Here is a 22,619-nt window from a genome sequence, read left to right as displayed (position 1 = left end):
GTGAGTGCTCCCCGCGCTCGCGGGGATGAGCCCCGATCTGGACCCGAACAAAGGTAATGGGTGTAGTGCTCCCCGCGCTCGCGGGGATGAGCCCCAGTACTAAATGGGGTGTCTTGGGCGAGTCCGTGCTCCCCGCGCTCGCGGGGATGAGCCCGTCTGGGCATCGCTCTCCACAGCTCACCTGACGTGCTCCCCGCGCTCGCGGGGATGAGCCCCACCGCACACAGGAGAGGCAAAACCCATGAGTGTGCTCCCCGCGCTCGCGGGGATGAGCCCTGTGAGGCCGCCGTCGACAAGTCCGCGCCGCGGTGCTCCCCGCGCTCGCGGGGATGAGCCCCTCACCCCACGTACCGACGGGTAAGGGCGGGCGTGCTCCCCGCGCTCGCGGGGATGAGCCCGCCGCCATGAGCGCTAACCCCTTTGGGCTCATGTGCTCCCCGCGCTCGCGGGGATGAGCCCTTTATTTACTATGCCCCTTGTGCTACCGTCACGTGCTCCCCGCGCTCGCGGGGATGAGCCCCACCGCCCGTCCGGTATGAGCGCGTCCGTGGCGGTGCTCCCCGCGCTCGCGGGGATGAGCCCCTCTTGGTCCGTCCACTTGCCCTTACCCATACGTGCTCCCCGCGCTCGCGGGGATGAGCCCATCACATTCATTCTCATGCTGCTTGGTGCCCTGTGCTCCCCGCGCTCGCGGGGATGAGCCCCACCGGCACCGTACCCACCGTCGCCTTACGCTGTGCTCCCCGCGCTCGCGGGGATGAGCCCAAAGTTCGCCTCGGTCCAAGCTGTCGGGTCATGTGCTCCCCGCGCTCGCGGGGATGAGCCCATGGTCGACTCCGGCTGGACCGTGACCGTGGAGTGCTCCCCGCGCTCGCGGGGATGAGCCCTCCTGCGCCAACACCGGCACGCGCAGCAACGCGTGCTCCCCGCGCTCGCGGGGATGAGCCCTGAAAGCGAAGACCGTGCGAGTGATCTGCGAAGTGCTCCCCGCGCTCGCGGGGATGAGCCCGGTTCCTGCGGTGCGCTGTGCCCACGGATGAAGTGCTCCCCGCGCTCGCGGGGATGAGCCCACACCAAAGTGAAGGTGAGGCCCACTGGAAATGTGCTCCCCGCGCTCGCGGGGATGAGCCTGGCCGAAACGTCTCGGAATGGCCTTCGTCGCCCGTGCTCCCCGCGCTCGCGGGGATGAGCCCGACGCGGCACGTGCGAGAGCTGGGGTGTGGGTGTGCTCCCTGCGCTCGCGGGGATGAGCCCAGAGCCAAGCGCCCAGTTCTAACGCCCAACGCGTGCTCCCCGCGCTCGCGGGGATGAGCCCCCCACCAGGGGAACACGACTGCCGTACGTCTAGTGCTCCCCGCGCTCGCGGGGATGAGCCCCCCACCAGGGGAACACGACTGCCGTACGTCTAGTGCTCCCCGCGCTCGCGGGGATGAGCCCGTATTGGCCGACTTCACCCGGCCTGGGTATCTGTGCTCCCCGCGCTCGCGGGGATGAGCCCTCTGACCCCCACGGGTGGGGAACACATTCTTCGTGCTCCCCGCGCTCGCGGGGATGAGCCCCCCCGCCGTCTGACCCGTAGGGGCGATAACCGCGTGCTCCCCGCGCTCGCGGGGATGAGCCCCCCTAGGAGCAGGAGAACACGAAATGAGCACCGTGCTCCCCGCGCTCGCGGGGATGAGCCCCGATCACCCTACCGGAGGCACCGGAACCAGAAGTGCTCCCCGCGCTCGCGGGGATGAGCCCGACGCGCAGTGGGACAAGGTTCAGGAATGGATGTGCTCCCCGCGCTCGCGGGGATGAGCCCTTGGTGCGTATGCCTAACCCGGCGATGTGGGTGTGCTCCCCGCGCTCGCGGGGATGAGCCCTGTCCAGGGTGCTTAACGCCGCCCAGTCAGGTGTGCTCCCCGCGCTCGCGGGGATGAGCCCCATTCTGGTAGGCGACCCGCGAACGTGAAGCTGTGCTCCCCGCGCTCGCGGGGATGAGCCCACCGTCACCGACCACCACGTGGTCCCGGTGTCGTGCTCCCCGCGCTCGCGGGGATGAGCCCAATCACGCGGAGGACGGCCACGGCCCGGGTGAGTGCTCCCCGCGCTCGCGGGGATGAGCCCGTCTCCACCAAAGCACTACGCGCCATCAAGAAGTGCTCCCCGCGCTCGCGGGGATGAGCCCTTTTTTTCTAGGTGCGCCACTCTAGTGACACTGTGCTCCCCGCGCTCGCGGGGATGAGCCCCCGCTACCCGGCGGCACCCTGGTGTCCGATTAGTGCTCCCCGCGCTCGCGGGGATGAGCCCGCGATAACGGCGCATCAAAAGGTAATGTGCGAGTGCTCCCCGCGCTCGCGGGGGTGAGCCCGAGCAATCGACGGTGGGTCACACGGTGGCCTCGTGCTCCCCGCGCTCGCGGGGATGAGCCCACTACGACCTGCTCACCGGGCCATGGGCGCAGGTGCTCCCCGCGCTCGCGGGGATGAGCCCACCACCCGGTTCAACTATGTGGACGACTATGTGTGCTCCCCGCGCTCGCGGGGATGAGCCCAATTACGCGCCCGATAGTGGCGTAGGCACCACGTGCTCCCCGCCCTCGCGGGGATGAGCCCGGCAGAGGCGGGGTCGGAAACACGACGACCGCCCCGACCTGCAACGTTACGCGGAACCCGCACCCGGGAACTTCGGGCCCTACCGCACCTTCTGCGGGACCTGAGCCCCGGGACGGCAACGCTCGGAGTAGGGTCCATAGCGTCTAGACTCGGGTCGTTGTCCGCGGCCGCCCTCGGGCCTGCCGTGCCCGTACCCGATCCGTATCCCGGAGGAGCGACCGTGATCGACTCGCAGAACATCAGGGCCTACGTGGAGCGCATGGCCTCGGGCGAGCCCGCCCCGGGAGGGGGAGCCGCCGCGGCATTACAAGCTGCGCTGGGTGCGGCCCTGGTCGGCATGTCGGCCCGCTACACCACCGCCCCGGAGCACACTGACCATGCCCGGCACGCGGCCGAACGCGCCGAAGAGCTCATCCCCGCGGCCCTGCGCCTGGCCGACGCGGACGCCGACGCGTTCGGCGCTCTCTCCGCGGCGTACGCCCTGCCCAAGGACTCGGACCAAGAACAGTCCGAGCGGTCCCGTGCGATCCAGGAGGCCACCATGGGCGCCGCGCGGCCACCGCGGGATCTCGTGGGCGTGGGCGCCGAGGTGCTCGAGCTGACCCGCGAGCTCGAGCAGTGGGTGAACCCCAATGTTCTCAGCGACGTGGCCGCGGCTGCCGAGGCTATCCGGGCCGCTATTGCCACGGCCGTGGCGACGATCGAGACCAACCTGGCCTCGCTTAAGGACCATGCGACGCGGGAGGAGCTGAACGCCGACGTCGAGCGCGGGGAGGAACTGGTCGACGGCGCCGCGCGGCTCGCACGTCGGATCAGGGAGCGGATCCGCGGTTGATCATGGCCGGGCCGGGTGTCGTGACCGGTAGGCGCAGGAAATGGGTGGGTACCGGTGATTGATTCCACCCGCGGTTCTGGTTCAGCGGTGTGGTTGTGGCTCTTGGTGGCCTGCGCGGTGCTCACCCAGTCCACGGTTAACCTGTTACGCCCGGTCACCTCCTACAAGCTGCTCGCGCTGCACGCGGACTCCGTGACCATTGGTCTCACCACGGCCGCCTACGCCCTGGTTCCGCTTTTCACCGCCGTGTGGCTCGGTCGGTACTCGGATCGGGCCCCGCAATTGAAACTCCTGACGCTGACCGGGGTGGGACTGCTGGTTGCCGGTGGGGCACTGTTGGCGGCCTCTCCCACGGTGTGGGCCATTGTGGCCGCCAGCGTGGTGCTGGGTATGGGCCACTTATGTTTCACCATTGGCGGGCAGGCGGCTATTGCCCGCTATGCCGCAGATCGTGATTTGGACAAGGGGTTCGGATGGTTCACCGCAGCCTTTTCCGCCGGGCAAATGATGGGACCCTTATTGGGTGGCTGGTTGGTGGGTCGGAGCACCGGGGTTGATTCCGCAGAACGCTTGGCTGACGTCAATCAGGCCCTGTGGATAGGCACCGCGCTGTCGCTTTTCGCCGTGCCGCTCTTGATCTTCCGGTTCACACCACCCAGATCGACGACGTCGCTCCCCGGCCAACCACGCACCGGCCAGATCGGCCAGGCCTCGGTGGAAAGGCCCACGGTGCTCGGGGTGCTCAAGGTTCCCCGCGTGGGTTCCCACATGCTCGCGGCACTGTCTTTGCTGGCCATGCTGGACATCCTCACGGCGTTCCTCCCGGTCATTGGCGAAGAAGCGGGCGTGGCACCCGCGGTGGTGGGTGTACTGCTGGGTGTCAGAGGCTTGGCGTCCATTGCCTCGCGAATACTTTTGCCGTGGTTGTCCGGGCGTTTTTCCCGACGCGCGCTCCTGCTGACATGCTTATTCGGTGCGGGCATCACCTTGATCATCCCGCCCTTGTTCTTTGAGCATTTCTGGATCACGGCCGCATTCTTGGCCATTGGTGGTTTTCTTCTGGGGTTGGGACAACCGTTGACGATGACCATGATCACCACGTCCGTGCCGTCCAATTGGCGTGGCTCCGCCCTGGCCGTGCGGCTCATGGGCAACAGACTGGGTCAGGTGGTGCTCCCGTTGCTCGCCGCTCCACTGGGCCCCGCCGCGGCCGTGTGGATGTGCTGCGGTGTCCTGCTGGTGAGCGGTACCGAGAAGCTCTGGGGAGACAATCGTTCCGCTCGCTGAGCGCGTGCCGCCCCACGCGTACGATGACCGCAACTGGTTCCTAACCCGGGAGAGCTCATGTCCGCACTGCATCGGTCATTCCTGCATGATTTTCAGCTCATGTCCCGCAATGGCGGGCTGGACTCCGGCGGTGTCGAACGCCAGGCCAGCACGGCCGCGGACGGACTGAACCGTCAGTGGTTCGCCGGCTGGTTGGCGGCGCGCGGTGCCACGGTGCACTACGACGAGATCGGGAACCAGTTCGGCACGTTCGAACTCCACCCCGGCGCCCCGCACGTTCTGGTCGGATCGCACCTTGATTCCCAACCCAGGGCCGGCCGGTTCGACGGCGCCTACGGCGTGCTCGCCGGGGCGAGCGTGTGCGCGGAACTGTACCGAGCGGCGTCGGCGGGGGAACTGGAGCTGGCGTACAACCTGTGCGTCGTGAACTGGTTCAACGAGGAAGGCTGCCGATTCAAGCCGTCCATGATGGGCAGCCTGGTGTACACGGGCAAACTCGAGCTGGAGACCGCGCTGGCCACCGAGGACGTTCACGGCGTGACCGTGCGGGACGCCCTCGACACCCTGGGTCAGCGTGGCACCGAGAGCATTCCCGAGGCGGCGGCGTACGTGGAGATCCACATCGAGCAGGGCAAGTCCATGGAGGAGAACGGGCAGACCATCGGCCTGGTGGAGGCCACGTGGGGTGCGCGCAAGTATGAATTCCTGGTCACCGGTGAGCAGTCCCACACCGGCGCCACGCTGATCGAGGACCGCAAGGATGCGCTGCTGGGTGCCTCCTTGTTGATTGCGGCGGCGCGCCGGATCGCACTCGAACACGACGTGATCACATCGTGCGGTGAGTTGCTGATCCTGCCCAATTCACCCGTCGCGGTCGCGCGCGAGGCACGCTTGCTGATCGACCTGCGCAGCCCCGACGCCGCCCGGCTCGACGCCGCGGACGCCGCCTTCGCGCGGGAGGTCACCACGGCGGCGTCGGAGGCGAACGTGGACATCGAGACGCTGAGCCGCAACGCGTGGGACGTGAAGGACTACGCGCCGGACGGAGTGGCACTCGCGGAGCAGGTCGTGCGGGAACTGAGGCTGCCGTACACGCGGATCATGACGCTGGCCGGCCACGACTCCACGAATGTGAAAGACATGATGCCCGCGGTGATGTTGTTCGTCCCGTCGCACAAGGGCATTACGCACAACGAGTACGAATTCACCTCCGACCAGGACATGCTTGCCGGACTGGACATGCTCACCGGGGTGCTGACGCGGGTGGCGCAGGGCGAGTTGGCGTGAACGCGGGTCGCGCCGGCCGAGCCGCGGCAGGCGCGGGTTATGCGCGTCCCCGCAGCCCCTTAGAGTGTGGGGTGAACCACAACTCGGCAAGGAGGCCCAGTGTCCCAACCCACGCACGCTCAGGAAACCGCCACGCGGCAGGCGGGTGAACAGCCCGGCACCACCCTCCCGCTCGACGGCGTTCTGGTCGCCGATTTCTCGCGCGTGCTCGCCGGTCCGCTGGCCACCATGACACTGGCGGATCTCGGTGCGCGCGTCATCAAGGTGGAACGCCCCGGGGCGGGCGATGACACACGCAGCTGGGGACCGCCGTGGTCCGACACCGGAGCTACCTACTTCGAGTCCGCCAACCGCAACAAGGAGTCCGTGGCCCTGGATCTTAAGGATCCCGAGGACCTCGCGCTCGCGCGAAAATTGGCCCTCAAGGCGGACGTGTTGGTCGAGAACTTCAAACCCGGTGGGCTGGCCAAACTGGGGCTGGGTTACGAGGATTTACGTGACGAGAACCCCGGACTGGTCTACGCCTCGATGTCCGGGTTCGGATCCGCCGGGGGCCGCCATCTGGCCGGTTACGACTTCCTGGTGCAGGCGGTCGGCGGACTCATGAGCATTACCGGCCCCGCCGGTTCTCCCTACAAGGCGGGCGTGGCTCTGGTGGACGTATTGTGTGCCAAGGACACGACCATCGGGGTGCTGTCCGCCCTGGAGGCCCGGCGACGGAACAATGGGCGCGGCGCGCACTTGGAGATCAACCTGCTCTCCAGTCTGCAGGGGGCACTGGTCAATCAGGGTCAGGCCTACTTGGGTGCGGGCAAGGTTCCCTCGCGCATGGGCAACGACCACCCGTCGATCGTCCCCTACCAGTTGTTGGAGTGCTCGGACGGGCCCCTTGCGGTGACCATCGGAAACGACGGTCAGTTTGCTCGCATGGCTGCGGCACTCGGGGTGCCCGGTCTTGCCGAAGATGAGCGCTTTGCCACCAACTCCGCCCGCGTGGCCCATCGCGAGACCCTGGTGCCCCTGCTCGAAGAAGCCCTCTCGGCACAGACCGCCCAGCACTGGGCGGACGTATTCACCGGCGCGGGGCTGCCCGCGGGCAAGGTGGGCGGCATTGATGACGGTGTGGCCCTGGCCGAAGACCTCGGACTCGACCCCACCGTGGACGTTCAGGACGCCTCCGGGCAGACCGTGGGCCGCCAATTCCGGCACCCCGTGACCTGGGAACCGCCCCTCCCATCACCCACCGTGGCACCACCGAAGCTCGGGGAGCACACGGAATCGGTGGTTGAGTGGCTCCAACGAATTTCTTAGGCAACCGATATAAAAACCGGGGCTGACGCAGTAAAGTTTCGCGAGCGGCGCTCTCCGCGTACCGTGAGTCACAAATGCATATCGGGCGCGGCCGCAGTCTGCTCCGGGCCCCTCCAATACAGGCATGACCATTGATGCAAAGGAGCACCATGACCACCCAAGAGCTGCCCACGGACCCCTCAGATCTGATTAGTTTTGATTCCCTGCTCACCGCCGAGGAGCTCGAGCTGCGCAAGACCGTTCGCGAATTCGTGAACGCGCAGATCAAACCCAACATTGCCCAGTGGTTCGCGGACGGCCATTTTCCGCTGGAGATCGTGCCGGAAATGGCCAAATTGGGCCTGCTGGGCATGCACCTCAAAGGTTACGGCTGCGCGGGTCGGTCGGCTGTGGAGTACGGCCTGGCCGGCGCGGAGCTGGAGGCCGGAGATTCGGGTCTGCGCACGTTCGTGTCGGTTCAGGGTTCGCTGGCCATGAGTGCCATATACAAGTGGGGTTCGGAGGAGCAGAAACAGGAGTGGTTGCCGCAGATGGCGGCCGGTGAGGCGATCGGTTGCTTCGGCCTGACCGAGCCGACCGCCGGCTCTGACCCGTCCTCGATGACCACCAACGCCAAGCGCGACGGCGATGACTGGGTGCTCAACGGCACCAAGCGCTGGATCGGCCTGGCGAACGTGGCCAAGGTGGCCGTGATCTGGGCGCAGACCGATGACGGCATCCGCGGTTTCGTGGTGCCCACCGACACCGCCGGCTACAAGGCCACGCCCATCGAACCCAAACTGTCGATGCGCGCGTCCATCCAGTGTGAGATCGAGCTGACGGATGTGCGCCTGCCTGCCAGCGCAATGCTTCCCGATGCCAAGGGTCTGCGCGGTCCGTTCTCGTGCCTCAACGAGGCCCGCTACGGCATCATCTGGGGTGCCATGGGTGCTGCCCGCGATTCTTTTGAGGCTGCCCTGGACTACTCCAAGCAGCGCATGCAGTTCGACAAGCCCCTGGCCGGTTACCAGCTCACGCAGCAGAAGCTCGTGGACATGGCCCTGGAAATCAACAAGGGCTTCCTGCTCGCGCTGCAGATCGGCCGCATGAAGGACGCCGGCACGCTGCAGAACCACCAGATCTCGGTGGGCAAGCTCAACAACTGCCGCGAGGCCATCGCGATCGCGCGCGAGGCTCGCACCATCCTGGGCGGCAACGGCGTCACCCTGGACTACTCGCCGCTGCGGCACGCCAACAATCTCGAGTCCGTGCGCACCTACGAGGGCACCGACGAGGTCCACACCCTGATCCTCGGCCAGCACCTCACCGGCGAGCCGGCCTTCCGCTGATCGACACGTTCCACTCGGCGCTCGCGGCGGATTCCGTCGCGGGCGCCCCCGTTTCAGGACCGAGTTCGCATCCGAATGTGAGTTCGAATCCGAATCCGCGTTCGAGTTCGAGGGAGACTTCCGCATGAGCATCACCATCGACAGCATCAAGAAGATCACCGTGATCGGCGCCGGTGCCATGGGCCGCCAGATCGCGATGACCGCAGCCCTGGCCGGGTACCAGACCACGGTGCAGGACATCAGCCAGGACATGCTCGACGCCGCCTCCGCCGAGATGCGCGGCTGGGCCGAGTCCCGCGTGGCCAAGGGCAAGCTCGAGCAAGCCACCGCCGACGCCGCTCTGGCCAACCTGGTGTGGGAAACGGACCTCGAGCGCGCGGCCGCCAACGCGGATTTCGTGATCGAAGCCGCTACCGAGCGCCTGGACATCAAGCGTGGCATCTTTGAGTCCCTGGGTTCCCTGGCGCCGCAGCACGCAATCCTCGCGACCAACTCCTCGACCCTGGGGTCGTCCAAGGTGGCCGATGCCAGCGGGCGAGCGGAGCAGGTGTGCAACATGCATTTCTTCAATCCCGCCTTGGTCATGAAGTGCGTGGAAGTGGTTCGCCATGAGTCCACGAGCGACAACACCGTGGACGTGGCCATGGAACTGGCCCGCCGCATGGGCAAGGAACCGGTGCTCATCAACCGTGAGATCCCCGGGTTCATTGCCAACCGAGTGATGGGCGCCATCAACAAGGAGTCCTTGTTCCTCTACGAGAACGGTTACGCCTCCAAGGAAGACATCGACGGCGCGATCCGCACCGGGCTGGGTCATCCCATGGGCCCGTTCGAGCTCATGGACATGGTGGGCCTGGACGTCATTGATTTCATTGCCCAGGCCACCTACCAGGAAACCGGAGCCGAGGAGGACAAGCCCAACGAGTCCATCTCCAAGCTCGTGGCCGAGGGCAAATTCGGTCGCAAGTCCGGTGAGGGGTTCTACGAGTACACGAAGTAGGGCGCTGTTGCAGATAGGACGGACCCGAACTCGGTAGCTGAGTCCGGGTCCGTTCCCCGTGGCGCTTACTTGACGTTGGTCACGGATTCCAGGTTCTGGGCGAGCTGGTTCTTGTAGAGGTTCTCTTCCTTGCACTCGAAGTTCGTGTACAGCTCCAACTGGTCCTGATAGTGCGGTGACTTGGTTCCATCAGGGGCCACGAAACCACTTTGACCCGGGGGAGCAGCCACGCACATGCTCGCGCCCTCGGGGTTGAGGTGCACCAGGTTGTTCTCCGTACCGCGGTTCATGTACTGATGCGTGCTGAGTGCCTCGGACGGATCGGCCTGCGGGATCCCCATGAAATTCTTGGTCTTGTACTCGTGGGGGATCACCGGGGTGACCCATGCGGCGGGGTCGTCACCGCGCGTCTCACGCAGCTCATCGGTCGCAGCTTTGAAGGTGTCACGAAGCACCTTCCCGTGGTCCTCTCCGTTGAAGAAGTCCACGCTCTGAGGCACCGCGGAGTCCTCACCCGCCAACGCATTGGACAGCAGCTTGGTGGTCTCCGCCGGCCGGACGGATCCGCCGGGCTTGCGGTAGATCGAGGCGGCGTACTGGTCGTAGACCGCCTGCGGCAGATCATCCTTCAGGACAGCCTCTGAAAGCTTGGGCAGCCAGGTGCGCATGATGGTGGGGGCGGCGCCGTCGTAGTTGCCGTCCTTGTCCTGGTCGACCGTCTGTCCGTCCCATTCGAGCAGGATGTTGGCGTCCGAGCGAAGCTGGTCACCGGCCGGAACGTACTCGATGGCCGTCTCCAGGTGCGGGCGGAGGTAGCGAATGTTGAGGTCCGCGAACGACGTTTCCTTGTTGATGTCCCAGATTTCCTGCGGAGTGAACTTCTCCTGGGATTCCAACCGGGACGTGATCTCGTTGAAGCGGTCCACCGAGGACCAGTTGCCGCTGTCGGAATTGAAACCGGCCGCAGACTGGTTGTTCCAGTTGGCCACGTAGCCCTGTTCGGGGTTGTACGTCTTGGGGTTGTCCTCGAACGGGCGGAAGCCCTGCCATTCCATGGTTCCGTCACCCTTGGCCGGTACACGGAAGTCCTGGTTTTCCGGCCGTGCGGGGAGCTTGCCCGGAGAGACGTAGCCGATGTTTCCGCTCTTGTCCGCGTAGTACCAGTTAATGGTGATGCCCACCTTCTCGGCCTGCGCAAGGTACTCGTCCCAGTTCTTGGCCTTCATGACGTTGACCCAGCCCAGGAGGGACTGCACTTCGGTGCCCTTCCACGCGCGTTTTTTGGAGTAGGCGGAGTTGTTCTGCGGGTCCGTGGCCGTCACGGTTCCGTGCACCGTGGACTGCACGGTGAAGTCCACGGGTGCGGAGCCTTTGACCGCGATCTGTTCGGTGCGTTCCGCCATGTCCCGGTACTGCCCGTCGAACATGTACTGCTTAGGGTTCGCGGGGTTGAGGTCTTCTTGGTAGATGTCATTGACGTCGAGCGGACCGGCCGTTGCGCCCCACGAAATGTCTTTGTTGGTGCCGAAAAGGATGGACGGATAAGCGAACGGTGTGTTGCCGGTGACGTCGATGCCCGCGCCGTGCAAACCGATCCCGTACACGTAGGACGGGTTGAACCAGTCGAACTGCGGGCCGTTCAGCAGCGTGGAACCGCCGTCCGTGGACTTCTCCTTGCCCACCATCCAAATGTTCGACGCTTCGGGTGCCGCGTGGGGCCAACCCTGACCTCCGAACGCTGCGGCGGTGTCCGCGGAACTGTCCTGTACGGACGGGTCGATCGGAGCGAGCGCATGTGATCCGGAGGACTGGGTGGATACGGATTCGGCACGCGGAACGGTAGTGGGCGCGCTAGGGTCTTCCGTCCAGATCAGCTGGTCGAACAGCTTGGCGCCCTCATCCGCTCCGTGCTCGGCAATGAGCTGGTTCTTGACCTTGAGGTTCTCCACCTCGCTCGTGGAATCCGAGAACCGGTTGGCCATGGTGCCGATCCAGATCATTGCCACGTCGTACTCGGTGAAGTGCGAGGGCTGGAAACCGAAATCGGTGAACTGCTTGGGCAGCAGGTTGGCTTGGTCCGCGAGGACCTTGTCCACGTATTTGTTGTACCCGCGGGCGTATCCGCGCAGCACCGCGCGGTCGTCCTCGGAGAGCTGGTCGATCTGCTGCTGAATGGATTCGGGATCGAGTGTCGCGCGGGAACGCTTGTCATTGTCGACGCCGCTCTCACCGATCACTTCCGCGGCTGTGCCCAGCACGGAGCGCTTGGCCATTTCCATCTGGAACATCCGGTCCTGCGCCACCGCATACCCATAGCCCGTGTAGAGACCACCGACGGTCTTGGCATACACGTGGGGGACACCGTAGTTGTCACGCTTGATGGTCACGTTCTTCTCGACGTGTTCTTTCGGGCCCTTGCCGTGGCCGTGCTGGGCGTTCTGTAACGCGACGGGGGCCGCGGCTGCCGGGACTGCGGTGGTGCCCGCCATGAGTGCGACCGCCAACGCGGGCACCAGAATTCGGGTCTTGAGTGTGGGCACAGTGTCTCCTGGAAAAGTGAGGTGAATCACGCTACGGAGTTCACTCTCTAGCCCGCCCCGGAGGTTGTCAAGGATAAAACGACCGATCGGTCAATATTACTTTTTGGTAGTAAATCCGCGCCCTGACCTGGGGCGCAGCGGAACTTCCCCTAACCTGTCAGCCCCACACGGCACGCGCCAGTACCGGGGTGCCCAACACGGGTTCCCGGTCCAGGACGGTCACGTCCGGCACATCGGACTCAGTGAGAAGCTCACACAGTCGCTCGCCCACCACCGTGCGGGCAAGCCCGCCGCCCAGCACCACGGGCAACGGCCCGTCCAGATGTTCCGCAACCGTCATGACCAGCGAGTGGAGCTCAGTCGCGGCGCGATGGGTCAGATCCAACGCGGTTGCGTCACCGTTCGCGGCGCACTCCACCACCGTGCGGGACAGGCTCGCCCAGAAAGAACGCTCCGGGCGGTCGTGGAAGGCGGCAATGAGATCCACTGCGGAAGGAACGCCGGTGTGTAACAGTACCGCGCGAGTGAACGGGTCCGGTGCGGCACCGGGCTCGCGTTGGTTTGCCCGCAGTACGGCGCGAACAGTTTCACGGCCCAACCAGTAGCCGCTGCCCTCATCTCCCAGGAGATAGCCCCACCCGCCGGCGCGGCGCTCGCGACCGGTGCAATCAATACCCCAGGCCACGGAGCCGGTTCCGGCAATCACCGCGATTCCAGTGGTGTGACCACCCGCAGCAAGGATCAGGCGAGTATCGTGCACCGCGGTGACGGGCACCGCGGAGGGCACCCCGGACGCCGAACGAATGAGACCTTCGAGCCGGGCGGCGTCGGCGGGGGTGTCCACACCACCGGCACCGGCGACCACGGGAACGGAAGGCTCAGCTGCCAAGCCGCGGAACACCTCGCGCAGCGCAGCCGCGGCGGCCTCCGGCGAGACGTTCTGAATGTTGGCACTGGGGCCCCTGGAATGGCGAACGGCCTGGCCACCGCGGAACAGCACCCCGCGTGTGGTGCTGCCGCCGATGTCCAGGCCGATCAGTTCACCGGAGTGGGTCACCGGACCTTCAGCTCGCCCATTTCATCCCACCCGTCGCCGTCGATCTGACGGGAAATGATGCGGGGAGTGGAGCCGAGGTACTGCGGAAACTGCTCGGTCATCGTGGTGAAGTGGTCGGATTTCACGTGGGCCTCGGCGGCGTCGTCGTTGAAGGCCTCCACGAGCACGTACTCGTTGGGGTTGTCGATGCTGCGTGACCAGTCGAACCACTTGTTGCCGGTCTCGGCGCGGGTGGCCCGCGTGAACTCCTCGACCAGCTGCGGCCAGTTGTCCGCGTGCTCGGGCTTCACATCGAATTTCACAACGATAAAGATCATGGTGGGTGTGCCTCCTTGGGTTGCGGTTCTCCCCTCCAGCATATGGGCAGCAACTGGTGAAAATGTGAACAACGAGACTCTCCGAGCCCCTGAAAATACGCATGTCATGGACGAATAATGAGTGTGAACACCGTGGCTCCGAGGAGGACTTTCGTTGACTGAAACGCAACAGGCGCAGGATTGGGATCCGAGCGACCCGAGCGTGCGCGTGAATCAGACCGCCGCGTACGACCGCATGCGCGGCACGTGCCCCGTGGCGCATTCCGAGGCCCTGAACTGGTCCCTGTTCCGCCACGAGGACGTCTCGCGCGCTCTCCACGATCCCGAGACATTTTCCAGCGCGGTCTCCCACCACGTTGCCGTGCCCAACGGCATGGACCGCCCGGAGCACACGGTCTTTCGAGAGGTGGTCGACCGCTATTACACGCCCGAGAAAATGGCCGAGTTCGAGTCCGCTCTCCAGGCACTCACGGCGCAGCTTCTTCAGGAGCTCACCGACGACGCCGTCCCGGTGACCTCGGGCGCGCAAGGCGAGGCGGCGGCGTCGGGCGCCGGGGAATCTGTGACCGTGGAGGTCATGTCCGAACTGGCGAACCCGTTCGCCCTGCGCTGCCAGTCCGCATTCATGGGCTGGCCACGCGAATTGGAGCCGGAGTTGGAGCGGTGGGTGCACCGTAACCACGAGGCCACTACGTCGCGGGATCGTTCGCGCACGGCCGAGGTGGCGCTCGAGTTCGACGGCTACATCCGGCAGCTGCTCGACGAGCGTCGTAACGCCCCGGCGGATCAGGACAACACCTCGCGGCTACTGCATGAAACGGTGTACGACCGGAAACTCACCGAGGACGAGATCGTGAGCATCGTGCGTAACTGGACGGTGGGTGAGCTGTCCACCATTGCGGGCGCGGTGGGGATCGTGCTGGGTTACCTGGCCGCGCACCAGGACGTGCAGCGGCACTTGCGCGAGAACCCGGAACAGATCGTGGCCGCCACGGACGAGATTCAGCGCATCGAGGACCCGTTCGTAACCAACCGTCGCGTGACCACACGTGACGTCGAGCTATCGGGTCGCGAGGTGCCCGCAGGGTCCAAGATCACCCTGATGTGGAGTTCGGCCAACCGGGACGAAGAGGTCTTCGGCGACCCCGATGAGTTCCGTCTGGACCGCGACCCCCAGCAAAATCTCGTGTACGGCGCCGGCATCCACGTGTGCCCCGGTGCCCCCATGGCGCGGCTGGAACTGAAGGTTCTCCTCGAGCGGGTCTTCGACCTGACCGAGAGGATCGAACCGGCAGGGGACATGGTGGGTGCCCAACACCCCGCCGGAGGATTCCACACCGTACCGGTTCGTCTGGTGCTGCGGTAGGGGTGCCGCGCATGCCGAAGGCCCCCACCGGTGGTGGGGGTCTTCGGGTCAAAAGATTGCGTGGTGCGGAACCTAGTTGAGTCCGTCCTTCAGGTTCTTGCCGGCGTCTTTGACGTTTTCCACGGACTGCTTTGCGCCACCAGAAGCCTTCTGGGATGCGCCGTCAGCCTGCATATCGCGGTTCTCCGTGGCATCACCAAGCTTTTCCTTGGCGGATCCGGACGCTTTCTCCGCAGCATTACTGATTTTATCGCCGAGTCCCATAGGCACTTCCTTTCGTCGGACGAACAGATACCTACAATGTAGACGGGCTTGGCTGGGAGGGGAAGAGGCAGCACCTGCTATTTCGCCCACAGCGAGCACCCAACTGGTCCGTGGATCTACAGCGGGCAACGTCAGGGGCGGTCACTGATAGGACACGAACCACGGCTTGGGCTCAATGTTGTACGTCTGCTCCGGTGTGAACGTGGGGGTGTCCTCGTCGTAGAAGTTCTTCCACGCCATGCGGATATCCTCGGGCAGGCCTTGTTGCAGCACGCCCCAGGTCTCCATTTTCAATTCCGGAGTGCCGTGGCCGTCAGCGTGCAGAACCAGTTCCAATTCGGGGTGGTCGGTCTTGATGTTCTCGCGATCCTGAATCATGGACATGGAGAACTGGTGCAGGATCACGACTTTTTGCGGCAGGTTGTTCTCCGCGGTGAGTTCGGCCAACCACTCGGTGGTCTTGTTGATCTCATCCGCGGAGACCGAGCCGATTTGCTGCATGTGCACCTGACCCGGAGCCAAACGCCATTCAGGATCCAGCGCCAGGCCAACGTTGGGTCGCTTCAGGAGTTCCTCATAGATCTTGGCCTGAGTCAGGAAATCGGTGTGGCCCGGCTGCAGATCGAGGACCACGTACACGCCGTTCTTCTCGGCGGCCTCAATGTAGGGGATGAAGTGATCCACGGGGACCTCGTTGGAGTAATTGCCGTCCGCTCCGGGTTCCGAGGACGCCGCCGTCACAATGATCTCGAAGGCGGGGATGACCTTTTCTTCGCTGTACGGCTGGTACTGCTTGGCCAGTTCGATGGCGCGCTGCGCAGAGGCCTCCGGTCCTTGCTCGCCCAACGCGCCCAGCCCGGGCGTTCCGGGGTGCCCGTAGAGCGCCACGAAGCGTCGATCGGGGAACAGCTCGGTTCCGCCGCCGATCAGCTCGGGCGGTTGCGTGGGCGAGGGCGTTGCCTCGGGCGACGCCGACGCCGCGGCGGTTCCGTTCTGCGTGCTGGTCGCCTGGTCTGGGGATGCGGATTCCCCGGTGCCGCACCCGGAGAGCAGAAGGGCTGCACAGGCGGCAGTGGCGAGAACGGTGGACAGTCGGCGCATGGCGCAAACACCTCAGGGGGGTAGGTCGGTCGCGGGCGTCACCACCGGTCAGCATGCTGACCATGTGGCGGTACTGCCAGCCTATGCGCAAATGGTTAGGGCGCATGGAAACATGACAGTACCGATCCCCCCGGAGGTTTTCATGAGCTCGTCCTACACACCCCCATCAGGTCCGAACGAGCCTCCGCAGGACGGCTCACCGGATGAAAAACCGCAAGAGTACGTTCCGGCCTACGGTGTGCCCAGAGCCCGCGAAGGCACATCCGTCAAGACCGCCATTGGGTTGATCGGCCTCGCGGCGCTCCTCGGCCTTCTGCTTCTCGGTGCCCTGCTGTGGGCCATCACGAGGGTCGCCCCCACGCTGCTTCCGGGCGGCGGGGAGGACCCGCCCGCACCCCCTCCGACCACGGCGGTCGCCCAACCGACCGCGACGCAGGAACGCGAGCCGAGCGCGTCGCCGTCGGCCGCGACGTCGAACGCACAGAGCCCCGCGAGAACCACCGAGCCCGCGCGCCCCATGGCCCGCGGCGGCAACCTGGAGGTGCCGACCGAGGGTGCCCTGTTCACCCGGGAAGGCGCGTTCGAGGAGACGGTGTTGGAGGAGAAGAGCGAGTATGCGATCGAGGTCCCGGAGCACGAGGGCCCGTTGCTGATCACCTGGTCCGTCACGAGCGACCGCGAAAATGCCGGAGTTTTCCTCAATGCCTACGAAAGCAAGGGCGGGGACATGACCGAGCACCTGGGCGCCGTCAATAGCGGGCAGACGGGCATGATGCTGATCGACGCGGATCCGAATGCACCCAAAACCACGGTGATCTACCCCGAGGGCAACAGTGACACCGAATGGAAGGTTCAGGGGTTCCCCGCCTCCCAGATGCCGCGTGTCGAACGCGGCGCGGAGATCACCGGTGGCGGACCCGCGGTCGTGGCACTCCCGGCCGGCGAGGAGCAGGACTATCGGTTCACCTCGGAGGAAGGCGTTCCCCGGGTTGAGGTGTATGACAAGGACGATCTGAGCAGCTGGACCCAGTTCGAATACGGAACGGGCCCCGTGGAACTGGATGTCACGGCGGGTTCTGCCGAGCAAGTCATCATGGTGCACGCGGACGGCGAGTGGACGCTGGAGCCACGCTGAGGCCGATTCGCCGGACACTCAGTCCAGTGAGATCTTCCGGAGCATATTCAGCAGGCTGGCGCGTTCCTCGTCCGAGAGGTTCGAGAGCGTGCAGTTCGATGATGCCTCCACGGCGACCTTCGCCTCCTGATAGAGCTTCTGCCCCTGCGCCGTGGGCACGATGATTTTGGAACGGCGGTCGCTGGGGTCGGTCTCACGGTGGACCAGGCCCCGCTTCTCCAGGGCATCCACGATCAGGACGATCTGGCTGGGATCCAGCACCAGGTGGTAGCTCAACTCGCGCTGCGTGGGGTGCTTCTTTCCGCACACCAGGGACAACACCGAGTAGTGGCGCACCTTCAAGCCCAGATTTGCCAGGGACCGGTTGGCTGTGGCCGAGCCCAATGAACTGGCGCGCGCCATGAGAAACACGGGCTCTTGCGAAAGATCGGATTCTCTCAGTGTGTGCGGCATGCGTCCATAGTACCGGCAAGACGCTAAGTAATGGAGAATATTGATCATTGACATGATCAACGAAATGAGATGCGATGGACACAGCACATTGTGAACCGCAGCACTGAATTCGGGAGCAGACATGACTCAGTCACCACTGGCCGGCAAGGTCGCCATCGTCACCGGGTCGGGCCAAGGCCTGGGCCTGGCCTACGCCCAGGAACTCGCTCGGCAGGGCGCGTCCGTCGTGATCAATGACGTCAACCAGGACACCGCGGACGCCGCCGTGGAATCCATCGTGGCCGAGGGCGGTAAGGCCGTGGCCGTCGTCGCCCCCGTGGGTGACACCGCGGCCGCAACCGCGCTGGTCAACGGCGCTGTGGATGCCTTCGGTCGCCTGGACATCCTGGTCAATAACGCCGGCGTGCTGCGTGACAAGTCACTGCTGAAGATGACCGACGAGGACTTCGACCTGGTCATCAAGGTTCACCTGCGCGGCACCTTCACCTGCGTGCGCGAAACCTACCGCTACTTCAAGGAGAACGGCGTGGCCGGGCGCATCATTGCGATCGGTTCGCCCACAGGCCAGTACGGCAACTTCGGCCAGACCAACTACGCGGCCGCCAAGGCGGGCATCGTGGGCATGGTCCGCACTTTCGCCCTGGAGATGAAGAAGGTCGGGGTCACCGCCAACGCCGTGATTCCCGTGGCCGCCACCGCCATGACCAAGACCATCCCGTTCTTCCAGAAGGCTGTCGAGGCGGACGAGCGCGGCGAGGCCATGCCCTCCTTCTTCCGACACGACCTGGGTTTCGGCACCGCCGCTGACGTGGCAGGACTGATCACCTGGTTGGCTTCCGACGACGCCGCTGACGTCACCGGCCAGGCCATTGGTGCCGGTGGCGACCGCCTCCAGTTGTTCAGCCACCCGACTCTGCTGGTCACCGAGTACCGGGAGGGCGGCTGGAGCTACGAAGCCCTGGCCGAGCAGGCCCACGGTTTGTTCGAGGGAAAGCTGCAGACCTGCGGCGAGAAGATGCCCCCGCTGCCCGAGGAACTTCAGCCCACGCAGGGCTGAGTCACGTTCCGGACCTGTTGAACTGAAGGGAAATCACCATGCGTTATGAATTCGGTGCAGAGCTCGCCCAGCGGGACGGCATTGACGTGCACGTGCACATCGAGTGCTCGGACCACGGCCACGCGTCACTGCCCCAGGCCCTGACGGATGCGTCCGCCAAGTATTTCAAGGCGGAGGACCGCTCCCCGTCGCTGGACACCATTGCCGAGCGTTACCGTGAGTGGAACCTCGCCGCGGTCGTGTTCACCGTGGACGCCACCACCGCACTGGGCCATGAGCCCAACTCGATCGAGGAGATCGCGGAAGGTGCAGCGCGCAACAACGACGTGCTGATCCCTTTCGGTTCCGTGGATCCCCTCCAGGTTCCGCAGGCCGTGGAGCGTGCCCGGCAGTTGGTCGAGGAATTCGGGGTCAAGGGTTTCAAGTTCCACCCGTCGCTGCAGGGTTTCGACCCCTCGGAGGAGAAGCACTACCCGATCTATGAGGCCATCCAGGAGCTCGGCGTCCCCGCCCTGTTCCACACCGGTCAGAACGGCATGGGTGCCGGTCTGCCGGGTGGTTACGGGATCAAGTTGGGCTACTCCAACCCGCTGCTGCTGGATTCGGTGGCCGCTGACTTCCCGAACCTGCAGGTCATCATGGCCCACCCGTCGGTGCCGTGGCAGGACGAGGCCAACTCGATCGCCACCCACAAGGCGAACGTGTGGATCGACCTGTCCGGTTGGTCGCCCAAGTACTTCCCGGAGTCACTGGTGCGCGCCTCCAACTCGATGCTTCAGGACAAGGTGCTCTTCGGCACCGACTACCCGCTGATCACCCCGCAGAAGTGGCTGGGTGCTTTCGAGCAGCAGCGCTTCAAGGACCAGGTCAAGCCCAAGATCCTCAAGGGCAATGCCCTGCGGCTCTTCGGCCTCGGGGAACTGCAGGAGCCCTACGAACCCAGCGAGGGCGGCGCCGTCGTCGCGGCCAAGAAGTACGCCACCGAGAAGGCGGCCCAGGCGCAAAAGGTGGAGCGGACATGAGCGAGCTGTACCCGGACTGCGACCCGTACGGCATTGCCGACCGGCTGACCGAGGCCGAGCGTGCACCCATCCTGCGGTTGCGCACGGTGCTTGAGAACGAGATCACGCCGCTGGTGGCCGAGTACTGGGAGAAGGGCGAGTTCCCCTACCAGATCGCGCCGTCCTTGTACGGGCTGAACCTGATGACCCCGGATGAGATCGAAGGTGCTCCGCGCTCGCTGTACCACGGGTTCCGGATCTTCGAACTGGCCCGCACGGACGCCTCCATGGCCACGTTCTACACGGCGCAGGCGGGCCTGTTCCGCACCACGTGCCGCGTGGGAGCGTCCCCGGAGCAGTTCGCCGAGCTGGACCCCAAGATCACCTCGTTCGAAACCACCGGTGTGTTCTGCCTGACCGAACCGGAGCACGGTTCGGACATTGCCGGCGGGCTGGCCACCGCGGCCGAACGGGAGGGTGACGAGTGGATCATCAACGGCGCCAAGCGCTGGATCGGTGGTGCGTTCACCGCCGATTATCTGGCCGTGTTCGCCCGCGACGTGGCCGACGGTCAGGTCAAGGCGTTCCTCGTGGATCGCGAGGCGCCCGGGGTGACGCTCGAGAAGATCCACGGCAAGACCGCACTGCGCATGATGCAGAACGCGGACATCACGCTCGAGAACGTGCGGGTTCCCGAGGCGCAGCGGCTGCAGAACTGCAACTCGTTCAAGGACGTCGCGGCCATGCTGCGCGTCATGCGCTCGGACGTCGCGTGGATCGCAACAGGCATCCAGGCCGGCGCGTACGAGGCAGCGCTGCGCTACGTGCGGTCCCGCGAACAGTTCGGCAAGTCACTGGGCAGTTTCCAGCTCGTTCAGGAGAAGCTCGCGCGCATGCTGGGCAACGTCACGGCCAGCCTCTCGATGGTCTCCGACCTCGCCGAGAAACAGGATCGCGGCGAGTACCGGGACGAGGATTCCGCGCTCGCCAAGATGTGGATCGCACTGCACATGCGCGAGACCGTGGCCCTGGCCCGCGAAGTGGTCGGCGGCAACGGGATCACGCTCGCCACCGACGTCGCCCGTTTCCACGCGGACGCCGAGGCGGTCTATTCCTACGAAGGCACCCACGAGATCAACGCGCTCGTGGTCGGCCGGTCCATCACGGGCAAGTCAGCTTTCGCCTGATTCGCCGACGACGCCGCTCGCACCGTTGCGCGCGGCCTGACTCACCATTTCAAGGAGAATTTCATGACCGACAAGACCGTTGCTTCCTTTGCCGAAGTTGCCGACCTCGCGGGCAAGGACCTGGGCTTTTCCGAGTGGCGCGAAATCACGCAGGACCAGGTGAACCTGTTCGCTGACGCCACCGACGATCACCAGTGGATCCACACCGATCCGGAAAAGGCCGCGTCCGGGCCGTTCGGTGCGCCGATCGCCCACGGTTTCCTGACCCTGTCGCTGTTGATCCCCATGTGGTCCGAGCTCTTCGACGTGTCCGACGTGCAGACCAAGGTCAATTACGGCCTGGACAAGGTCCGCTTCACTTCCCCCGTGAAGGTGGGCTCGCGCGTGCGCATGACCGTGACCATCACGGAGGTCTCCGAGGTCAAGGGCAACGGCCTGCACCTGGTGGCCGATGCGACCATTGAGATCGAGGGTGAAGAACGTCCCGCCGTGGTGGCGCGTTTCCTGAACCGCTTCTACAAGTAAGCGCTCGTCAGGTCCTGCGCCTCAGGGCCCGCTAGAACCCTCCGCTGCACGTGAAGGCTCAGTAGAGCCCTCACCGCGTGGTGCCGAGGTTCTAATGGGCCCTGAAGTGTGTTCGAAGGTTCTGGCCGGTCCCTTCGCTCGGGTTGTACTTCTTTGCCCATGGCACAACGTTTCGCCTGGTCGGCCGTGGCGCTCTAGGGTATGTCCTGTGAACGGCGGGATGTGTTGGACCGGTGGGATGTGTTGGACCGGTGGAATGGTTGGCAGAGGAGAACTGACGGATGAGGCCTGCGAGCGGGTCGGGCACCTTCGCCCGGCCGGAAACGGTATTGGCCGATAAGGCGTACTCCCATCCCTGCACCCGGGCTTCGCTGCGGTCGGGAGTGGGGTGCGCATGAGGGGGGTCGCCCTGGCCGTCCGGTGGCTCGCGCCGCTGTCCGCGCTGCTCACCGTCCTGTTCTCCGACACCGTGGGTGCCGCCGTGATGATGCTGGTGTGCCTGGCCACCACGATCATGTGGCGGGCCCGGCTGCCGGCGGTTCTGGAGGTGACCACGAACCTGGTGCTGCTGGTCGCGGCGTGGAGCTCGGTTTTCCTCCTCTACGAGCGGTTCGCCCACTGGGACCTGGTGGTGCACTGTGCCGCGACCGCCGTGCTGGCCGAGCTCGCTTTACGGGCCCTTGAACGCTGGGGTCGGCTCCGCGCCCCCAGCGCTGTGGCTCACGTGGCGGTGATCACCAGCTTGGGCGCCGTGCTGGCCCTGCTCTGGGAGTTCGTGGAGTTCGCGGGCTACGCCCTCGTGGACCCGCGTGTGGAGGTGGGCTACTTGGACACCATGGGAGACCTCGCCGCGGGTTGCGTGGGCTCCCTGGTCATCGGGGGCCTGGGCTACTGGGCACGACGTAGAGAGGGGACGTCGGCGCGCGTGCCCGCCGGCGTCGCCGGAAAAACACGATAAGCGATGTACTGAA

General features: G+C 65.3%; 19 protein-coding genes and 1 CRISPR repeat array (1 of these 20 cut by a window edge). Of the genes, 13 read left to right on the top strand and 6 right to left on the bottom strand.

What is annotated here, in order from left to right; all coding sequences use genetic code 11:
* A CRISPR array of direct repeats spans positions 1 to 2,597; the repeat unit is 29 nt; unit sequence GTGCTCCCCGCGCTCGCGGGGATGAGCCC (it extends 851 nt beyond the left edge of the window).
* Between the two features lie 220 nt (positions 2,598 to 2,817).
* From ABEA06_RS04570 to ABEA06_RS04545, 6 genes are all read left to right on the top strand, one after another.
* Complete coding sequence (locus ABEA06_RS04570; protein WP_345310723.1) at positions 2,818 to 3,432, top strand: cyclodeaminase/cyclohydrolase family protein; 615 nt, start codon at positions 2,818 to 2,820, stop codon at positions 3,430 to 3,432.
* Between the two features lie 54 nt (positions 3,433 to 3,486).
* Positions 3,487 to 4,719: an MFS transporter gene (locus ABEA06_RS04565; RefSeq protein ID WP_345310722.1), complete on the top strand. Its 1,233-nt coding sequence runs from the start codon at positions 3,487 to 3,489 to the stop codon at positions 4,717 to 4,719.
* Positions 4,720 to 4,776: 57 nt separating this feature from the next.
* Positions 4,777 to 6,006, top strand: a complete 1,230-nt coding sequence (locus tag ABEA06_RS04560; RefSeq protein ID WP_345310721.1) for a M20 family metallo-hydrolase — start codon at positions 4,777 to 4,779, stop codon at positions 6,004 to 6,006.
* Between the two features lie 183 nt (positions 6,007 to 6,189).
* On the top strand, positions 6,190 to 7,317 hold the full coding sequence (locus tag ABEA06_RS04555) for a CaiB/BaiF CoA transferase family protein (RefSeq protein WP_345310784.1): 1,128 nt from the start codon (positions 6,190 to 6,192) through the stop codon (positions 7,315 to 7,317).
* 149 nt (positions 7,318 to 7,466) lie between these two features.
* Entirely contained in the window at positions 7,467 to 8,645 is a 1,179-nt protein-coding gene (locus ABEA06_RS04550) for an acyl-CoA dehydrogenase family protein (protein ID WP_345310720.1), read from the top strand.
* A 124-nt stretch (positions 8,646 to 8,769) separates the two neighbouring features.
* Positions 8,770 to 9,645, top strand: a complete 876-nt coding sequence (locus tag ABEA06_RS04545) for a 3-hydroxyacyl-CoA dehydrogenase family protein (RefSeq protein ID WP_345310719.1) — start codon at positions 8,770 to 8,772, stop codon at positions 9,643 to 9,645.
* Positions 9,646 to 9,710: 65 nt separating this feature from the next.
* Here the strand turns inward: ABEA06_RS04545 and ABEA06_RS04540 are convergent, their stop codons facing one another.
* The 3 genes from ABEA06_RS04540 to ABEA06_RS04530 all read right to left on the bottom strand — a co-directional run bounded on the left by ABEA06_RS04540 (position 9,711) and on the right by ABEA06_RS04530 (position 13,559).
* Positions 9,711 to 12,185 carry a penicillin acylase family protein gene (locus tag ABEA06_RS04540; protein WP_345310718.1) on the bottom strand — a complete coding sequence of 825 codons (2,475 nt, stop codon included), beginning with the start codon at positions 12,183 to 12,185 and terminating at the stop codon, positions 9,711 to 9,713.
* Positions 12,186 to 12,342: 157 nt separating this feature from the next.
* Positions 12,343 to 13,242: an N-acetylglucosamine kinase gene (locus ABEA06_RS04535; RefSeq protein ID WP_345310717.1), complete on the bottom strand. Its 900-nt coding sequence runs from the start codon at positions 13,240 to 13,242 to the stop codon at positions 12,343 to 12,345.
* Complete coding sequence (locus ABEA06_RS04530) at positions 13,239 to 13,559, bottom strand: putative quinol monooxygenase (RefSeq protein WP_345310716.1); 321 nt, start codon at positions 13,557 to 13,559, stop codon at positions 13,239 to 13,241. The genes ABEA06_RS04535 and ABEA06_RS04530 overlap by 4 nt, the downstream gene beginning before the upstream one ends.
* 154 nt (positions 13,560 to 13,713) lie before the next feature.
* Between ABEA06_RS04530 and ABEA06_RS04525 the strand changes: the two genes are divergently transcribed.
* Positions 13,714 to 14,925, top strand: a complete 1,212-nt coding sequence (locus ABEA06_RS04525; protein ID WP_345310715.1) for a cytochrome P450 — start codon at positions 13,714 to 13,716, stop codon at positions 14,923 to 14,925.
* Positions 14,926 to 14,997: 72 nt separating this feature from the next.
* Here the strand turns inward: ABEA06_RS04525 and ABEA06_RS04520 are convergent, their stop codons facing one another.
* Together ABEA06_RS04520 and ABEA06_RS04515 are read right to left on the bottom strand one after the other, a co-directional pair.
* The gene (locus ABEA06_RS04520) at positions 14,998 to 15,189 is read right to left on the bottom strand and encodes a CsbD family protein (RefSeq protein ID WP_345310714.1); all 192 of its coding nucleotides are present in this window, start codon (positions 15,187 to 15,189) and stop codon (positions 14,998 to 15,000) included.
* Positions 15,190 to 15,330: 141 nt separating this feature from the next.
* Entirely contained in the window at positions 15,331 to 16,290 is a 960-nt protein-coding gene (locus ABEA06_RS04515; protein ID WP_345310713.1) for a hypothetical protein, read from the bottom strand.
* Between the two features lie 142 nt (positions 16,291 to 16,432).
* Here ABEA06_RS04515 and ABEA06_RS04510 point away from each other — a divergent pair, with 142 nt between their 5' ends.
* Positions 16,433 to 17,425, top strand: a complete 993-nt coding sequence (locus tag ABEA06_RS04510; RefSeq protein WP_345310712.1) for a hypothetical protein — start codon at positions 16,433 to 16,435, stop codon at positions 17,423 to 17,425.
* Between the two features lie 18 nt (positions 17,426 to 17,443).
* Here the strand turns inward: ABEA06_RS04510 and ABEA06_RS04505 are convergent, their stop codons facing one another.
* Positions 17,444 to 17,878 (bottom strand): MarR family winged helix-turn-helix transcriptional regulator, encoded by a 435-nt coding sequence (locus tag ABEA06_RS04505; RefSeq protein ID WP_345310711.1) that lies wholly within the window; start codon positions 17,876 to 17,878, stop codon positions 17,444 to 17,446.
* A 121-nt stretch (positions 17,879 to 17,999) separates the two neighbouring features.
* Between ABEA06_RS04505 and ABEA06_RS04500 the strand changes: the two genes are divergently transcribed.
* From ABEA06_RS04500 to ABEA06_RS04480, 5 genes are all read left to right on the top strand, one after another.
* On the top strand, positions 18,000 to 18,935 hold the full coding sequence (locus ABEA06_RS04500; RefSeq protein ID WP_345310710.1) for an SDR family NAD(P)-dependent oxidoreductase: 936 nt from the start codon (positions 18,000 to 18,002) through the stop codon (positions 18,933 to 18,935).
* Between the two features lie 38 nt (positions 18,936 to 18,973).
* Positions 18,974 to 19,957 (top strand): amidohydrolase family protein, encoded by a 984-nt coding sequence (locus ABEA06_RS04495; RefSeq protein ID WP_345310709.1) that lies wholly within the window; start codon positions 18,974 to 18,976, stop codon positions 19,955 to 19,957.
* Entirely contained in the window at positions 19,954 to 21,123 is a 1,170-nt protein-coding gene (locus ABEA06_RS04490; protein WP_345310708.1) for an acyl-CoA dehydrogenase family protein, read from the top strand. The genes ABEA06_RS04495 and ABEA06_RS04490 overlap by 4 nt, the downstream gene beginning before the upstream one ends.
* A 63-nt stretch (positions 21,124 to 21,186) precedes the next feature.
* On the top strand, positions 21,187 to 21,648 hold the full coding sequence (locus tag ABEA06_RS04485) for a MaoC family dehydratase (RefSeq protein WP_345310707.1): 462 nt from the start codon (positions 21,187 to 21,189) through the stop codon (positions 21,646 to 21,648).
* A 394-nt stretch (positions 21,649 to 22,042) separates the two neighbouring features.
* The gene (locus ABEA06_RS04480; protein WP_345310706.1) at positions 22,043 to 22,606 is read left to right on the top strand and encodes a hypothetical protein; all 564 of its coding nucleotides are present in this window, start codon (positions 22,043 to 22,045) and stop codon (positions 22,604 to 22,606) included.
* Positions 22,607 to 22,619: the final 13 nt, after the last annotated feature.

The sequence above is a fragment of the Kocuria gwangalliensis genome (genome assembly GCF_039544365.1).
Taxonomy (GTDB): Bacteria; Actinomycetota; Actinomycetes; order Actinomycetales; family Micrococcaceae; genus Kocuria; species Kocuria gwangalliensis.
The sequence above is the reverse complement of the archived record's forward strand: the minus strand, read 5'-3'. Positions and strand labels throughout refer to the sequence as shown.

What these genes read in the sequence shown, in the direction of transcription:
- ABEA06_RS04490 (WP_345310708.1), top strand. Translation starts at nt 19,954, where the DNA reads ATGAGCGAGCTGTACCCGGACTGCGACCCGTACGGCATTGCCGACCGG.
- ABEA06_RS04505 (WP_345310711.1), bottom strand. Translation starts at nt 17,878, where the DNA reads ATGCCGCACACACTGAGAGAATCCGATCTTTCGCAAGAGCCCGTGTTT.
- ABEA06_RS04550 (WP_345310720.1), top strand. Translation starts at nt 7,467, where the DNA reads ATGACCACCCAAGAGCTGCCCACGGACCCCTCAGATCTGATTAGTTTT.
- ABEA06_RS04500 (WP_345310710.1), top strand. Translation starts at nt 18,000, where the DNA reads ATGACTCAGTCACCACTGGCCGGCAAGGTCGCCATCGTCACCGGGTCG.
- ABEA06_RS04515 (WP_345310713.1), bottom strand. Translation starts at nt 16,290, where the DNA reads ATGCGCCGACTGTCCACCGTTCTCGCCACTGCCGCCTGTGCAGCCCTT.
- ABEA06_RS04495 (WP_345310709.1), top strand. Translation starts at nt 18,974, where the DNA reads ATGCGTTATGAATTCGGTGCAGAGCTCGCCCAGCGGGACGGCATTGAC.
- ABEA06_RS04520 (WP_345310714.1), bottom strand. Translation starts at nt 15,189, where the DNA reads ATGGGACTCGGCGATAAAATCAGTAATGCTGCGGAGAAAGCGTCCGGA.
- ABEA06_RS04510 (WP_345310712.1), top strand. Translation starts at nt 16,433, where the DNA reads ATGAGCTCGTCCTACACACCCCCATCAGGTCCGAACGAGCCTCCGCAG.
- ABEA06_RS04480 (WP_345310706.1), top strand. Translation starts at nt 22,043, where the DNA reads ATGAGGGGGGTCGCCCTGGCCGTCCGGTGGCTCGCGCCGCTGTCCGCG.
- ABEA06_RS04530 (WP_345310716.1), bottom strand. Translation starts at nt 13,559, where the DNA reads ATGATCTTTATCGTTGTGAAATTCGATGTGAAGCCCGAGCACGCGGAC.
- ABEA06_RS04545 (WP_345310719.1), top strand. Translation starts at nt 8,770, where the DNA reads ATGAGCATCACCATCGACAGCATCAAGAAGATCACCGTGATCGGCGCC.
- ABEA06_RS04560 (WP_345310721.1), top strand. Translation starts at nt 4,777, where the DNA reads ATGTCCGCACTGCATCGGTCATTCCTGCATGATTTTCAGCTCATGTCC.
- ABEA06_RS04485 (WP_345310707.1), top strand. Translation starts at nt 21,187, where the DNA reads ATGACCGACAAGACCGTTGCTTCCTTTGCCGAAGTTGCCGACCTCGCG.